We start from the raw sequence: 14,338 nt of genomic DNA, 5'->3' as shown, positions 1-14,338 counted from the left end.
GATTTACAGCACTCCCAGCAGCGAGCAGACGATACTGATAGCGACGATCGACAGTAAAATGGTGGTGTAACGCGGCCCTTTCTTCAGTAAGTAGAAGTAGATAGCGAACACCGCCGCCAGCGGCAGCAGGCCGGGGGCAATTGAGTCGAGGATCTGCTGCACCACCACTTCCGAGCCTTTCAGTGCGCTGATTTTCAGCGGGGTGGTGATTTTGACGTAGCTTGCCGACAGCGCGCCCATCATGATCAAACCCAGCACGTTGGCGCCGTAGATCAGCTCTTTAATTCGCCCCCCTTGCAGCAGGCCGATAATGGAGTCGCGGCCCAGGGTGTAGCCCTTATGTACCAGCCCGTAGCTTATTGCCATGGTGATCGCCGGGTAGAGGATCAGCGGGGCGATGCCACCGAACGCGCTGCCGCTGGCGGCGAAGGGGATGAAAATCGCAATCAGCAGCGGCATCACCGCAGCCCAGATAATCGAGTCGCCCATCCCGGCCAGCGGTCCCATCAGGCCGGTTTTTATCCCGGTGATAGAGGCGTCGCTGATTGGCTCGCCGCGAGTTTTCTGCTCTTCCATCGCAATGGAGATACCCTGAATAACCGAACCGAAAGTCTGTTCCGAGTTAAAGAAGTTAAGGTGGCGTTTGAGGGCCTCGGCCTGCTCTTCTTTTTCCGGGTACAGCTTTTTGATGATCGGCGTCATCGAGGCGCAGAAAATCAGGCTCTGCAGACGTTCGTATGAACTGGAGACTTCCGCCCCCAGCCAGTAAATCAGCCAGGCTTTGGTAATGTCGGCTTTGCTCAGCGTCCGGCTTTCGCGGGCGCGTTCAACCAGTTCATGTTCCATTACATCGCTACTCATCATGCAGCTCCTTCATTTTTGGCCAGGCCTTTAATCAGGAAGGCGACGCAGGTACCGAAAATCGCCATCGCCATGATGTCCACCTTCAGGTAGAGCACCGCGAAAAATCCGCCGATAAACCACGGCAGCAAGCTTTTTTTGCCGATCACCATGATGGTGATAGCAAAGCCCAGCGCCGGCAGAATACCGCCCATAATTTCAAAGGAGTGGGTCAGCCAGTGCGGCATCAACTTGAGGAATTTCTCAACGACGCTTTGTCCGAAGTAGTTGGCGGCGAAGACCACCGGGAAGCGCAGTACCAACCCCAGCAGCGCCGGGTAGATAAAGGCGCAACGCATGATGCCCGCCATATTGGCGCTTTCGGCGTGTTTGTCGGCCATATGCACCCACGCGGCGTTGAGCGTGCGGCGCAACTGATCGAGGAATACCCCGATGACGCCAAACGGAATCGCCAGCGCGATCGCCAGGTTGGGTTCCATACCGGCCTTCACGGCGATCGGAATGGCGATGCAGGCGGCCAGCGCCGGATCCGACGGCACGTTGCCGCCCGGCGTGGAGGTCACCCCAAGGTAGACCAACTGCATACCCGCGCCGATGATCATCGCGGTTTTCATATCGCCCAGCAGCAGACCGACGAAAACTGCGATCACCACGGGCTGCAGCAACATGGCGGAGAAGGTATAGCCTAAACGTAATCGGGCGAACCAGTAATACAACCCCATCAGGCTCGCAAAGAGTAAGGTATCCATAGTTTTTTTACCTTTTGATCAACTGGTTAGAATTTTTTCAGTATGTCGTCCAGTGACTGTGGCTTATCTTCCGGGATCGTCTGGAAGAACACCTGAATGCCGCTATTTTTCAGCTCGCCGAGGATGCCGACGTCTTTTTCATCGAGAGTGATATTCTGGAAAACCGCTTTACGGTTTGGCCCACCGCCCAGTCCGCCGACCTGAATCGTCTGTACGTCAAAGCCCAACTGAACGGCTTCCTGAATGGCTGACAACGACGGGAACAGCACCAGCACGTTGCCATCGCCAAGCTGATTCTCTTTCCAGGCGGCGGCGAAGCTGGCGTTGCCGTAGCAGTCGACTTTGATGTTCGGCGGCGCGGCCATTAAATAGATGTTCTTCATAAACGGATCGGCATCCAGCTCGTCGCTGACCACGGCGATGCGGTTGGCCTGCGACTGACCGACCCATTTGGTGACAACCTGGCCGTGGATCAGACGGCTATCGATACGACATAAAACGATTTTTGCCATGATGGGCTCCTTAAGGGTTTAACTGGTTCACGTGGGCGACGACGTCGCGGCAGCTGCTGCGTCCGGCCTCGACCAGCTCATTAACACAACCGGTGAGCGGGCCCTGTTCGCGCCGATCCAGCGCTTCCAGCAGCAGCGAGGCGTTGAGCCCGCAGACGACGGCGATGGGATAATCCGCGCTCAGGCGCGCGGCGACGTTGGAGGTGGTGCCGCCAAGAAAATCGGTCAAAATCAGCGAGCCTGCTGGCATCGCCTTTACCGCCTCTTCAACGCGCTGATAAAACTCGCCGAGGGTATCGACCGGCATGAGGGCGATTTCGCTGACGCCGACGATTTCGCCGGTCACCATGCGTAGGCTGTCGCAAAGTTGCGTGCCCCAGCCGCCGTGCGTAAGCAGCAGGATCTGGGGTAACGGGGATGTAGGTTCAGTGGATGACAAAGTGGCCTCCTGGCGCCGAATCGTTGACGCACTAATAAGAGCAAAGCGCGTGCCACAATTTGTGTCATCTACCGGAGGGAAGGGGGATGGCGGGCCGTGAAGCCGCGCCAGGACAGGTATTAACTAAATAATAATTCGTAGATATAAATGTACTCGGCATCAGATAAGCGGATGGCGTAGGCTTCCTCAACCGGATGGAAGGCCGATTTGATGACACTAAACGCCTGAGTGTCCATATCGGGCCGCGTTTCCAGCGCCATCTGTAACGGTTTACGGTTAATCACGATACGCTCGACCATACAGCAGCAGTGGATCAGGAAGCGTAGTGTCACCTGGCGGTTAGGCGTGATGGCTAGCGAGGTTCTGAGCTGGTTCAGGATCCCTTCCATCTCTTTTAATATGCGCTGCGGGTTGAGCACCGAAATATGGTTAATAATGCTTTCCATGGTCAGGGCGCTGATAAACCGGGAGGCGCTGCGCTCCATTTCCAGACGTCGTTCGCTGCTGGACAGATCGGGAGTCAGCAGGCTGAGCACCAGTTCCGGCCCCTGTTCGGAAAACAACTCTTCCAGCGAGATAAACGGGATATCGGGCAGCCCCGGCTGGAAGGTGCCGACAATCCCCGCCAGCCGCTCATGCGCTCTGATCGCCTGCTGTACGCGCTCGGGACTGCGAACTTCGTTGTAATCGAGGATCACCATACGGGTATCCTGCGACATCAGTTCACCGAAGCTCTCTTCCAGCACTTTTTTGATTTTCTCCGCCGTGCCCATGCCGGTGATGCAGGAGATCACCAGCACCTTGCCGGCGTTTTCCTGCTGCGGCGTACACAGCTGGCTGGCGATGCCTTTCTCCTGCATTAAGGCCGCCAGCCGCGGCAGATCGCCGGTTTCGTAGCTGAGATCGAGACCGATCTCCAGCAGGCTGGTCAGCGTGATATTCGGCATCAGCAGAACATCAATCTGGAACAGTTTGCTGATGGTGCTACCGAAATGCACCAACGATCCGATGTCGACCATCAGGATCAGCCGCTGCCAGCGTTTGCTGTGGATCAGTTGGATCAACTTGTCCAGGGTGTCGTGTACCGATTGTTCAAACGGCATGTCGATGGCGCTGAACAGATCGCGTTCCAGCACCCGGTTGACGTACTGCGCCATGCTGGTGGCCGTGGTGGCGCCATGGGCAATGAGGATCGCCCCGCAGTCCGGGCTGGCGCTGATGCGCTGGCGGTAATGGCGACACTCTTTGAGGAACAGGCACAGCCAGACGACTTCAGTGGCCGGGCACTGAATATGCAGCAGATCGTTGATCTTCTTGCACAGCAGCGTCGCGTTATCGTACTCATCTTTGCAGCGATCGAGGATCAGGCTGGAGGAGTAAAGCTGCGGGATCAGACCCCGCTGCACATAGCTGATTAAGGCGAGGAAATGTTTACGCAGCGGATTGACCAGGTTTTCCGGCAGAGCGAAGCCGAGCACCTGCTCGACGTAGCCGATCAACAGGGTCACGCGCTCTTCAATTTGATCGCCGTAACGCGGGGCGTGGCTGGCGTTGTCACGGCTATAGAGGCCGTATTCAAAAATCGAGCTGAGCTTGTTTTTAAGGATCGCCAGCGTTTCGGCGGGCGGTACGTTGCTGTTGCGCAGGTTGACGTATTCGCGGGTCAGGAAGCTGTAGAACAGATCGCTCTCCTCAACGCCGCCATCATCGGCCGCGGAGCTTTTCAACTGCGGCAGGGTGCGGGCATCGATACTCAGCAGAGTTCTGCCGTTAAACAGCGCATCGACCAACTGCCGCTGCTCGGGCGTGGCGTTGATGGGCCCCTCCGCCAGTTTACTATCCAGCAGCAACATTTCGTGATTCGCCGCCATCCCCGATGCCCACGCCTGGGCGCATAAAAACTGGATGTCGCTTTTGAGCTGGCCGATATTGCCTTCCAGCGGCTTATTCAGCAGCCATAGCAGCAGGGTTTTATCGATACTCACCGTGCGTTCGATCTTGCGGCTTTCGCGTTGTAAAAAGCCGATGATCAGTTCGATCTGCTCTTCCAGCGAACGCTGGCGAATGCCGGGCAAATCGATGGCGACCTGAATTCGCCGTTGGAAGGTGCGTAACAGCGATGAACTGACGGGCTCGGTGGTGGCGCAGATCAGGCGTACGGCGATATTGCGCGCCGGGCCGCTGGCGCCGAGCGGGCGATATTCGCCTTTATCCAGCAGCGAGAAGAGTTTTTCCTGTCCCTCATAGGGCAGACGATGCACCTCATCCAGCAGCAGATAGCCGCCGTCGGCCTGCTCGATCAGCCCGGCTTTGTTTTCCGTCGCGCCGGTAAACGCCCCCTGGCGATGGCCAAAGAGATGCGATGATAGTAGCTCCGGGTTGTTGGCGTATTCGGCGCAGTTGAAGTAGACCAGCGGCGGTAGTTTGTCCCCGGCGTGTCCACAGGCGTAGCGGTGCATCAGTTCGGCAAAAAAGGTTTTACCGACCCCGGAGGGGCCGGTCAGCAGGACGTGCAGGCCGTGGGGATACAGCACCGCGGCTTTCCCTTTTTCGACGGCATCATGCAGGCTGCGATCGTGGCCGATCAGCATGGCGAACGGATCGGCAACCTTATCGCTATCCTGCAACGGCAGGAGATCGGCGAGGGCCGTCGGTTCGCGTTCGTTTTCCGTCAGCGTGCGGTCGAGCAGCGTTTCCGTCGTCCGGCGGTGTAAAAAGTACACCGGGCGACCGCGGGTTTTGATAACCAGCCCATCACTCCACAGCTGATTGAGATCTTTACTCACCGAGTTGCGCGCCAGCCCGAGGTTAAAGCCGATTTGCTCTGCGGTGAAGGCGTTCGATCCCTTGGCTAAATCGTCCAGCGTGACGGCCTGGCTCAGCCGCTCCAGTTCCCGCAGTACTACCTCAATACGTCTCATCTCGTTACCGGGTTGTTCAATGTCGATAGTTGAGAACATACACTATTACGCGGCGTCAGAAAGAGACCGGGGGCGAAGTTGCGCGGTCTTAACGGGCTACCGGCCCGCAGACGAAGGGGAAGCCGTAGCCCCGCTAAGCGCAGCGCGAGCGGGGAAATACCCCGGAGGCGGCGCTTGACGCGCCTTGTCCGGGCTACCGGCCCGCAGACAAAGGGGAAGCCGTAGCCCCGCTAAGCGCAGCGCGAGCGGGGAAATACCCCGGAGGCGGCGCTTGACGCGCCTTGTCCGGGCTACCGGCCCGCAGACGAAGGGGAAACCGTAGCCCCGGTAAGCGCAGCGCGAGCGGGGAAATACCCCGGGGGCGGCGCTTGACGCGCTTTGTCCGGGCTACCGGCCCGCAGACGAAGGGGAAGCCGTAGCCCCGCTAAGCGCAGCGCGAGCGGGGAAATACCCCGGAGGCGGCGCTTGACGCGCCTTGTCCGGGCTACCGGCCTGCAGACGAAGGGGAAGCCGTAGCCCCGCTAAGCGCAGCGCGAGCGGGGAAATACTCCGGAGGTGGCGCTTGACGCGCCTTGTCCGGGCTACCGGCCCGCAGATGAAGGGGAAACCGTAGCCCCGCTAAGCGCAGTGCGAGCGGAGAAATACCCCGGAGGCGGCGCTTGATGCGCCTTGCCCGGGCTACCGGCCCGCAGACGAAGGGGAAGCCGTAGCCCCGCTAAGCGCAGCGCGAGCGGGGAAATCCCCCGGGGTGGCGCTTGACGCGTCTTGTCCGGGCTACCGGCCCGCAGACGAAGGGGAAACCGTAGCCCCGCTAAGCGCAGCGCGAGCGGGGAAATACCCCGGGGTGGCGCTTAAGCACCAGCCGCATGATGGCGTAATACACCACCCCGACAGCCAGCCAGCTCAGGCCAGGCCAGGCACTTTAGCTTCAATATCCATCTCATAAATAACAAGGTCGATAATGCACAACCCAATCACCGGGAAGAGCAGGTGCATCACCAGGTTGCGCGACTTTTATCGGATCAGGTAGTGGTTGATCACCGCCACGTGTAGCACCAGGAAACCCATCAATGCGCCAAAGTTCACCAGTCGGCTGAGGTTATCAATGTCGCCATAGAAGTAGAGGCCGGAAACCAGTGAAATCAGCGCGACAAATAAGGTACTGACGTACGGGGTTTCCGAATGATGTTGTTATGGTTTTTTAATGTTGGTTTTTAGACAGTAATAATATTTATCATTTGGAATTGTTCATTTTTTAATAATGATATTTCTGGTTATCAGTTATTTCGTAGAATATTGCACTATTTGAATGGTTCTCTCTTTTTAAGGATGAACAAGACGATGCAGAGCAGTAGAGGAAAGCTAAATCGGTAAACGTGATCCCGCTTACGTTTTTGCCCGCTGCAAGGGTGATAGCGAGACGTTTTACTATACTTCGGGGGCATTACTCTCCCGGCGACTTTTCTATGTCATTGAAAATATACAATCACATAGGCAGCGCCTACAGAATAAGGACCTCAACATGAAGCGAATGAAAAACTTCGTTGCCTCCTGTCTGTTGACCGCGCTGGTTGTCCCGGGCGTCGCGCTGGCAGAGGAGCCGTCTGCCACGCCGCTGGCCACCGGTATGGTAAGTTCGGGGACGGCGGAAGCGCAGGTGGTGGAAGCGATGCGCCATGGCGACATCCTGACCGTCAAAGTACGTTTTAAAGGCCTCGCGGATAACCTGACGGGTCAATCCTTGTATACCGGGATCGATAAAGAGGATCTTGCCAAATCTTTCTACCTGTTGGTGGACAACAAGAAATACCTGTTGCTGACCGACTCGAACGGTGTCCCGCTGGCGCCGAACAGCGTGATGTTTAGTTCGCGCACCGGCGTGCCGTACGTTGGTTCGTGGTACGGCAGCTTCCCGGCGCCGCCGAAGGACGTCAAGGAGGTTTATTTGACCATCGAAAACGTTGAGCCGCTCGGGCCCATCGCCATTACGGATCGTTAAGCGATGAGCGGCCTGCACAAACTCCTGTTCGCCAGCGGCCTGGCGCTGTGCTCCGCCGCCGGGGCGGAAGAGGCGCCAGCGCACGCCCCGCCGGTGATCCTCGACCTGAAAGCGACAACCCTGGATCTGGTGGGTTTCCCCTCGGATACTGGCGGCGCGGTGCTGGATTTGCAGAGTAAGGCGGCGGATCTGGCGAAGCAGTCGGCGGATATCTCTTTCCGCGATGGTAAAGACGCCGTGACGTTGTCGATGCGCAGCGACGTGTTGTTCGCTTTTGATAGCGATGCTATCGCCAAAAAAGCCGAGCCGACGCTGAAAAAGGTCGCGCAGCTGATCGCCGACGATCCTGGTGGCGTGGTGACGATCGAAGGGCATACCGATTCGGTAGGCAGCGATAAGTACAACCTCGATTTGTCACTACGCCGCGCCCGTTCGGTCGGCAAATGGCTGACGGCGCACGGCGTGGACTCCTCACGCTTGCGCGAGCAGGGCAAAGGCGAAAGCCAGCCAGTGGCGAGTAACGATGACGATGCCGGGCGCGCGAAAAACCGCCGCGTCGATTTCATCGTACCGAAGAAGAAAGGGTGAGTCTGGATAATCCCGGAGGCGGCGCTGGCCGCGCCTTGTCCGGGCTACCCTGTCTCTCATTCCATCGCCACCTTCACCGCTTCCCCCAGCTTCACCATCACCGCTTTATGTTTCTCGATCGGCGGCAGAGCGCAGTTGATCCGTAAGCAGTTGCGGTATTTTCCTGATGCCGAAAATAGCGAGCCTGGTGCCACCTGGATTTTCAGGCTGCACAGCTGCTTCGCGACGCAAACCATATCCACCTGTTCCGGTAGCTCGACCCACAGCATAAAGCCGCCTTTCGGGCGGGTGACGCAGATCCCGCAGGGGAAAAACTCCCGCAGCCAGCAGGTGTAGATCTCCATATTGCGCTGATAGATCTGCCGCATCCGGCGTACATGGCGGTGGTAGTGGCCTTCGCGAATAAAGTTGCAGGCTGCTAATTGGGTGGAGGGGACGTTGGTGCCGCTGGCGGCGTACTTCATCTGCAGCAGGCGATCGTAGTAGCGTCCGGGGGCTACCCAGCCGATGCGCAAACCGGGGGCGATGGTTTTGGTAAATGAACTGCAGAGCATTACCCGGCCGTCGATATCCCATGAATGGATGGTGCGCGGGCGCGGATATTCAGTGGCCAGTTCGCCGTAAATATCATCTTCAAAGATAACAATATCGTGGCGCTGGGCGAGGCTCAGTACCGCCCGTTTGCGGGCATCCGGCATGATAAATCCCAGCGGATTATTGCAGTTCGGCACCAGAAGCACGCCTTTAATGGGCCACTGATCCAGCGCCAGTTCTAAAGCCTCAATGCTGATCCCGGACTCCGGATCGGTGGGGATTTCGATGGCTTTCAGTCCTAATCCGCGCAGCATCTGCATGGTGCCATAGTAGCAGGGGGATTCGACGGCGACGATATCGCCGGGCTGGCACACCGACAGCAGCGCTAGCGATAGCGCGTTGTGGCAGCCGCTGGTGATCACCAGATCGTCGGCGGTAAGCACCGATCCACCGTCAAGCATCAGGCGGGCGATCTGTTCGCGCAGTTCGCGACGTCCGGCCAGCTCGTCGTAGTTCAGCACCTCGCTGAGGTTATGCTGGATTGCCCGGCTGAGCTCGCGCCAGATAGGCTTAAGACTTGGCTGACTGACGTCTGGCGAGCCGCCGCCGAAGGGGATGATCGATTTATCATTGCGCGCTTCGATCATGCTCAGTACCTGATCCCATTGGGTGATCTCCACCGGGCGCTGCACCGGACGCGACATTGGCGGCACCGGCGGCTGAGCGCGGCGTGGGGCGACAAAGTAGCCGGAACGCGGCTGCGGCACAATCAGCTGTTGCTGCTCCAGCGTCTGATAGGCCTGCTGGACGGTGCTGATACTGACGCCGTGCTCCTGGCTCAGGCTGCGCACCGACGGCAGCTTTTCGCCGTGACGATACAACCCTTGTTCGATACGTTCAGCCAGCAGGCTGGCCAGATGTTGATAACGAGTCATGCTGTATCCTTCATTGTCGCCATACAGATGGGTAAACCAGTACAGATGGGCGTTAAAAATGGGGCATAGTGTACGTTTTAGCTAATCTGTATGTTAAAGAAAAGTATTTTTTGAATCTGTATTGTTCAGGCCCGGATCCGTGAAGATAAAGCCTCTGGCAAGGTGAGGAGGTAGAGGATGGAATTTCATGAGAATCGGGCAAAACAGCCGTTTATCGGCTTGGTATTTCTGGCGCGGGCGCTTAAAAAATGGTGGCTTCGTGGTAAAACGCGCAAAACATTGCAGCGAATGAGCGACGAACAGCTGAAAGATGTCGGGCTGCGCCGGGATCAGATCAATTAAAATGTGCTCTTCCGTAGCCCCGGTCAGCGTCAGCGCTACCGGGGTTTTCCCGGAGGCGGCGCTTGACGCGCCTGTCCGGGCTACCAAACCGATACTCCATCGGGAATTTACATTCACAAAATTTATCAATTGATGCTTCTGCATCTGTCGTTTCTTGATACTTACCCTGATAAGTATTATTTTCCTCGTTGCCAAGTGAGGAAAATAAAATGACTGAAGACGAACTGTTTGCCCGCCGTCCGATGGGGATGCGCATGGCGATGGTGGTGCGCCAGTGGCGTGCGGTTATCGACAGCGCAATTACCGATACCGGCCTGACCCAGTCAAGCTGGACGGTGCTGATGCAGCTGCATCAGCTGGGATGCAATGTCTCGGTAAGCGAACTGGCGGAAGTGCAGGGCATTGAACTGCCGCCGCTGATGCGCACCCTCACGCAGCTGGAAAAGCAGGGCTACCTGCTGCGCTCAACATCGCCATATGACAAGCGCATCCGCCTGCTCACGCTGACGGCGGAAGGCCACGCTATCCTGGAAAAGCTGAACCGCGTCATTGAGACTTATCAAGACCGCGTGACGGAAACTATCCCCGAAGTGGACCTCGCCACCTTCAGCGCCACATTAAATCAAATCGCCTGCAACTTGCGGACAATCCGCGAAGAAGATAACAAGATCTAAAAAACTATGATGACGCCAGAACAAAAATTTGCCCGCTGGGTAAGGGTGAGTATTGCCGCTTTCCTGGCAATATTCGCCTGGTTTATCGTTGCTGATATCTGGATCCCGCTGACCCCGGATTCCACCGTGATGCGCGTGGTGACCCCGGTTTCGTCGCGCGTTTCCGGCTACGTTTCGCACGTGTACGTACACAACAATAGCCAGGTGAAAAAGGGCGAGCTGCTGTACGAGCTGGACCCGACACCATTCATTAATAAAGTTGAAGCGGCACAAATCGCCTTTGAGCAGGCGAAGTTGAGCAACCAACAGCTGGATGCGCAGATCGCTGCCGCCCGCGCCAACCTACGCACCGCGCAGTACACCGCGCGTAATGATAAGGTCACCCTTGACCGCTACCAGCGTCTGAGCACCCTGCAGAACGTGTCGCAATCGGATCTCGATAAAGTGCGCACGACCTGGCAGACCAGCGAACAGTCGGTCAGCGCCCTGAATGCACAAATCCAGAACCTGCAGATCCAGCGCGGCGAGCGTGACGATAAGCGTAACGTAACGCTGCAGAAATACCGCAACGCGCTGGAAGAGGCGCAGCTGAATCTCGGCTGGACCCAGGTTCGCGCCGAAACCGACGGCATGGTCAGCAACCTGCAGCTGAACCCGGGGATCTACGCCACTGCCGCTACCGCCGTGCTGGCGCTGGTGAACAATAACACCGATATCGTTGCCGATTTCCGCGAAAAAAGCCTCCGCCACACCGCGGTGAATACCGATGCGGCGGTGGTCTTTGACGCCCTGCCGGGTAAGGTCTTTCCGGCGCATGTGACAAGCAGCGATGCCGGTATTCTTGCCGGTCAGGAAGCGGTGAATGGCCAGTTGTCGCAGCCGGAGCAGTCCACTCGTTGGGTGCGCGATGCGCAGCGGATGCGCATCCACGTCGCGCTGGACCAACCGCTGGACAAGCCGCTGCCGACCGGCGCCCGCGCCACGGTGCAGCTGTACAATAGCGACGGGCCGTTCGCTCGTACCTTTGCCGGCCTGCAGATCCATCTGGTGAGCCTGTTGCACTATGTCTATTAATACCCTGGCGCGCGTCTTTACTCCGCACGGCAATATCGTCTACACGGCTAATGATTTTCGTCAGACGGTCCGTATCGCCGTCGCCGGGACTATCGCGCTGAGTATCTCGACCTTCTACGATGTGCAGTACGGCGTATTTTTCGTGGTTTATCCGCTGATGCTGCTGTCGCTGGTGCCGGTATTCAACCGCCATGTGGCGCGGCAGTTCGTGTTCAGCGCGGCGGTTAACTGCGTTGAAATGGTGCTGATCGTCGGCTATTTGTCGCAGTGGCCGGTGATCATGACGCTGGTGGTCTTCGGCTTGTATGTGATGCGTTTTCGCTTTATGAGCCAGGGGCCGCTGTTCCTTCTCGGGTCGATGGGCGTAGTTTGCCAGAGCACGATGCTCAATTTTATGAGTTATTCCACCAGCAATTGGCATACGTTGATGTTCTCCAATATGGAGGCTTGCGTGATGGCGGTGGCGTTGAGCGCGTTGTTGCACTATCTGATCCCGGACGTCGAGCCGCGTAAACCGCCGCTGCGTATTGAGAAAGACGCCGCGCGTATTCGCCATGAATCGCTGCTTTCCGGTACGGTGGCGACGATGATCTTCGTGATCTTCCAGGTCTGCGATCTGAGCGACTCGCTGTCAGCGCTGATGGCCGGAATTCTGATCCTGTTCCCGATGCACTATCGCGGCGCGGTGATTAGCTCGGTTTGGCGCGTGGTGGGTGTGGTATTAGCCTGCTTGTATATTCTGCTGGTACAACTGGTTATCTATAATTTCAGTAACCATATGGTCCTGATGATGCCGCTGATCGGCCTTGGACTGGCCTTTAGCGCTCGCCTGCATGTGATGGAAAAGGTGGGTGCCGGCGTGGGTTTCGCCAGTATCACCACCATCGGCATTATGTTCGGCCAGAACCTGCACCCGGATCAGGATCTGGTGTTCAGCGATCTGTACCGTATTACCTCGGTCACCGTGTCGCTGGTGGCGACGCTCACCATGGTGTTCCTCGTGCATCGCCTGCTGAACTGCTTTGCGCCGACGCGCTTCGTGGTTACCGATTAAGCCTTCTGCGGGAAGCTGGCGAGGCAGCGCCATGCTTCCCTGCGCGTTAATAGACCTTCTTCAAATCCATCTCTTCCTGGATCCGCTCGCTCCATGCGAGATGGGTGCGGATGGCCTCTTCAATACCGGCGTTGTAAAACAGCGGCCCGAGCTCTTTGGCGATAAAGTCGACAAAAAACTCGGCGTCGAACTGTTCCAGTTCAAGGCTAAAGGTTTCTTCGCAGTACTTACTTAGCTTTTCGCGCAGCAGGTCGCGCTGCGCCGGGCCGATCTCAATCTCGCTCATGCGTGGTTTTCTCTGTGGGGATTCAGGATTGCCGGACTCATACGCCACCTGTCAGCATGATGCTACCATTTTCAGCCAATATGCAGGTGCAGCAGCGACGGAATTTGCGATAGCAACCACAGGCCGAGGCCGATGGTGCCACCGACCAGCGTGCCGTTGATGCGAATAAACTGCAGGTCCTTACCGATGTTGAGTTCGATCTGCCGCGACATATCGCGCGCGTCCCAGCTTTTGACCGTGTCGCTAATATGGCGAGTCAGGAAGGCGGCGAATTCCGGCGCCACCCGATGCGCCGCTTGTTCCAGGTGTTCGTTCAGCGATTCACGCAGCGCCTCGTCGCGCACCAGCGTTTCGCCAAACCACTGACCGGCTTCAGCGATCCGCTGTTTGATACGCGAATCGTCGCTGTTGATATCGGTCTTCACCCAGCCGCGCAGGTCGGCCCACACCTCGCCGAGATAACGGTTAAAGGTCTCATCGTTCTTCAGATAAGCTTTGACGTTATCGGCTTTTTGGGCCATTTGCGGGTCGGCTTTCAGGTTGTCGATGAGCTTCTGCGCCGCGCGGTCGAAGGCCTGACGAATTTGATGCGTGCGGTCCTGGCTCACTTCATCGAGCAGCGTATTCACCGCATCAGTCACCATTTCGGCGCTGTGCTCGCCAAGCCACTCAGTCGGTAACAGTTTAGCTTTCAGCGGATGCTCGGTCTCCAGCCAATGAATAATGCCACGGGCGATAAAGGCGCGGGAGCTGTCGCGTTGCAACAGGCTGATAAGCTGGCTTATCAGCGAATCCAGCAGTTTTTGATGGCGGTTATCGCGGGTTAGCCCCTCCAGCATCATGGCGCTGGTTTGTGTCAGATCGACCTTATCGATAGCCTTATGCACCGCCCGCCGCAACAGGCGCTGAATACGGGTATCGTCGGTCAGTTCGAGAAAACCGCTCATCACCTGTAGCAGATGCTGGCCGACCCGCCGGGCATTGTCGGGTTGGCTGAACCAGTTGCCGAGCATCAGGGCCGGTTCGTAGCGGCGGATCAGCGCGACCAGCGAGGGCGTATCGAGAAACTTCTCCTGCACGAAGCGGCCAAGATTGTCGGCGATGCGATCTTTATTGCGCGGGATAATCGCCGTATGGCGGGAGACAAACGGCAACGGGATGCGGCGAAACAGCGCCACAACTGCAAACCAGTCGGCCAGCGCCCCCACCATCGCCGCTTCGGAAATCGCTTTCAACGCGCTGACCCACGGCGTCGGCGGCAGCAGGAGCGTGGTAATAAATAGCGCTGCGGCAATCAGCAGCAGCGACAGCGCCAGCAGTTTAGCGCGCTTTAATTCAGCAAGTTTTTCCATAAGTCTAAGCATATAACC

General features: G+C 57.5%; 14 protein-coding genes. 6 read left to right on the top strand and 8 right to left on the bottom strand.

Translation table 11 applies throughout. The features are described 5' to 3' along the window. Positions 1-3: 3 nt before the first annotated feature. From PYR66_20425 to dagR, 5 genes are all read right to left on the bottom strand, one after another. Entirely contained in the window at positions 4-864 is an 861-nt protein-coding gene (locus tag PYR66_20425) for a PTS system mannose/fructose/sorbose family transporter subunit IID (GenBank protein ID WEF27622.1), read from the bottom strand. Then, positions 861-1,610: a PTS sugar transporter subunit IIC gene (locus tag PYR66_20420; GenBank protein ID WEF27621.1), complete on the bottom strand. Its 750-nt coding sequence runs from the start codon at positions 1,608-1,610 to the stop codon at positions 861-863. Before PYR66_20420 ends, PYR66_20425 begins: the two co-directional genes overlap by 4 nt. A 26-nt stretch (positions 1,611-1,636) precedes the next feature. Continuing rightward, a complete protein-coding gene (locus PYR66_20415) occupies positions 1,637-2,122 on the bottom strand; it encodes a PTS system mannose/fructose/N-acetylgalactosamine-transporter subunit IIB (GenBank protein ID WEF27620.1) in 486 nt (161 codons plus the stop codon). Between the two features lie 10 nt (positions 2,123-2,132). Beyond that, positions 2,133-2,561 (bottom strand): PTS sugar transporter subunit IIA, encoded by a 429-nt coding sequence (locus PYR66_20410; GenBank protein ID WEF27619.1) that lies wholly within the window; start codon positions 2,559-2,561, stop codon positions 2,133-2,135. Positions 2,562-2,680: 119 nt separating this feature from the next. After that, positions 2,681-5,482 (bottom strand): transcriptional regulator DagR, encoded by a 2,802-nt coding sequence (dagR, locus tag PYR66_20405; protein WEF27618.1) that lies wholly within the window; start codon positions 5,480-5,482, stop codon positions 2,681-2,683. A 1,522-nt stretch (positions 5,483-7,004) separates the two neighbouring features. On the opposite strand from dagR, the gene PYR66_20400 reads away from it, so the two are divergent. Beyond that, the gene (locus PYR66_20400) at positions 7,005-7,481 is read left to right on the top strand and encodes a hypothetical protein (GenBank protein ID WEF27617.1); all 477 of its coding nucleotides are present in this window, start codon (positions 7,005-7,007) and stop codon (positions 7,479-7,481) included. A gap of 3 nt (positions 7,482-7,484) precedes the next feature. Then, on the top strand, positions 7,485-8,069 hold the full coding sequence (locus tag PYR66_20395; GenBank protein WEF27616.1) for an OmpA family protein: 585 nt from the start codon (positions 7,485-7,487) through the stop codon (positions 8,067-8,069). A gap of 56 nt (positions 8,070-8,125) precedes the next feature. On the opposite strand, the gene PYR66_20390 is transcribed toward PYR66_20395, so the two are convergent. Continuing rightward, the gene (locus PYR66_20390; protein WEF27615.1) at positions 8,126-9,538 is read right to left on the bottom strand and encodes a PLP-dependent aminotransferase family protein; all 1,413 of its coding nucleotides are present in this window, start codon (positions 9,536-9,538) and stop codon (positions 8,126-8,128) included. A gap of 177 nt (positions 9,539-9,715) precedes the next feature. Between PYR66_20390 and PYR66_20385 the strand changes: the two genes are divergently transcribed. The 4 genes from PYR66_20385 (at position 9,716) to PYR66_20370 (ending at position 12,682) form a co-directional block, all read left to right on the top strand. After that, complete coding sequence (locus tag PYR66_20385; GenBank protein ID WEF27614.1) at positions 9,716-9,880, top strand: DUF1127 domain-containing protein; 165 nt, start codon at positions 9,716-9,718, stop codon at positions 9,878-9,880. 209 nt (positions 9,881-10,089) lie between these two features. After that, complete coding sequence (locus PYR66_20380) at positions 10,090-10,554, top strand: MarR family transcriptional regulator (GenBank protein ID WEF27613.1); 465 nt, start codon at positions 10,090-10,092, stop codon at positions 10,552-10,554. A 6-nt stretch (positions 10,555-10,560) separates the two neighbouring features. Beyond that, a complete protein-coding gene (locus tag PYR66_20375) occupies positions 10,561-11,628 on the top strand; it encodes an HlyD family secretion protein (protein ID WEF27612.1) in 1,068 nt (355 codons plus the stop codon). Beyond that, positions 11,618-12,682, top strand: a complete 1,065-nt coding sequence (locus tag PYR66_20370; protein ID WEF27611.1) for a DUF2955 domain-containing protein — start codon at positions 11,618-11,620, stop codon at positions 12,680-12,682. The genes PYR66_20375 and PYR66_20370 overlap by 11 nt, the downstream gene beginning before the upstream one ends. Before the next feature lie 46 nt (positions 12,683-12,728). On the opposite strand, the gene PYR66_20365 is transcribed toward PYR66_20370, so the two are convergent. Then, positions 12,729-12,968, bottom strand: coding sequence for a DUF2164 domain-containing protein (locus PYR66_20365; GenBank protein WEF27610.1), 240 nt, complete (start codon positions 12,966-12,968; stop codon positions 12,729-12,731). A 71-nt stretch (positions 12,969-13,039) separates the two neighbouring features. Next, the gene (locus tag PYR66_20360; GenBank protein WEF27609.1) at positions 13,040-14,332 is read right to left on the bottom strand and encodes a DUF445 domain-containing protein; all 1,293 of its coding nucleotides are present in this window, start codon (positions 14,330-14,332) and stop codon (positions 13,040-13,042) included. Between the last annotated feature and the right edge of the window lie 6 nt (positions 14,333-14,338).

This window comes from Klebsiella aerogenes (assembly GCA_029027985.1).
GTDB classification, from domain to species: Bacteria; Pseudomonadota; Gammaproteobacteria; order Enterobacterales; family Enterobacteriaceae; genus Klebsiella; species Klebsiella aerogenes_A.
This window is presented reverse-complemented; position numbering and strand designations above follow the sequence as displayed.

Bases quoted from the DNA above. Each gene is read 5' to 3' on its own strand.
- PYR66_20425 (WEF27622.1), bottom strand. From the start codon at position 864: ATGATGAGTAGCGATGTAATGGAACATGAACTGGTTGAACGCGCCCGC.
- PYR66_20420 (WEF27621.1), bottom strand. From the start codon at position 1,610: ATGGATACCTTACTCTTTGCGAGCCTGATGGGGTTGTATTACTGGTTC.
- PYR66_20415 (WEF27620.1), bottom strand. From the start codon at position 2,122: ATGGCAAAAATCGTTTTATGTCGTATCGATAGCCGTCTGATCCACGGC.
- dagR (WEF27618.1), bottom strand. From the start codon at position 5,482: ATGAGACGTATTGAGGTAGTACTGCGGGAACTGGAGCGGCTGAGCCAG.
- PYR66_20400 (WEF27617.1), top strand. From the start codon at position 7,005: ATGAAGCGAATGAAAAACTTCGTTGCCTCCTGTCTGTTGACCGCGCTG.
- PYR66_20395 (WEF27616.1), top strand. From the start codon at position 7,485: ATGAGCGGCCTGCACAAACTCCTGTTCGCCAGCGGCCTGGCGCTGTGC.
- PYR66_20390 (WEF27615.1), bottom strand. From the start codon at position 9,538: ATGACTCGTTATCAACATCTGGCCAGCCTGCTGGCTGAACGTATCGAA.
- PYR66_20385 (WEF27614.1), top strand. From the start codon at position 9,716: ATGGAATTTCATGAGAATCGGGCAAAACAGCCGTTTATCGGCTTGGTA.
- PYR66_20380 (WEF27613.1), top strand. From the start codon at position 10,090: ATGACTGAAGACGAACTGTTTGCCCGCCGTCCGATGGGGATGCGCATG.
- PYR66_20375 (WEF27612.1), top strand. From the start codon at position 10,561: ATGATGACGCCAGAACAAAAATTTGCCCGCTGGGTAAGGGTGAGTATT.
- PYR66_20370 (WEF27611.1), top strand. From the start codon at position 11,618: ATGTCTATTAATACCCTGGCGCGCGTCTTTACTCCGCACGGCAATATC.
- PYR66_20365 (WEF27610.1), bottom strand. From the start codon at position 12,968: ATGAGCGAGATTGAGATCGGCCCGGCGCAGCGCGACCTGCTGCGCGAA.
- PYR66_20360 (WEF27609.1), bottom strand. From the start codon at position 14,332: ATGCTTAGACTTATGGAAAAACTTGCTGAATTAAAGCGCGCTAAACTG.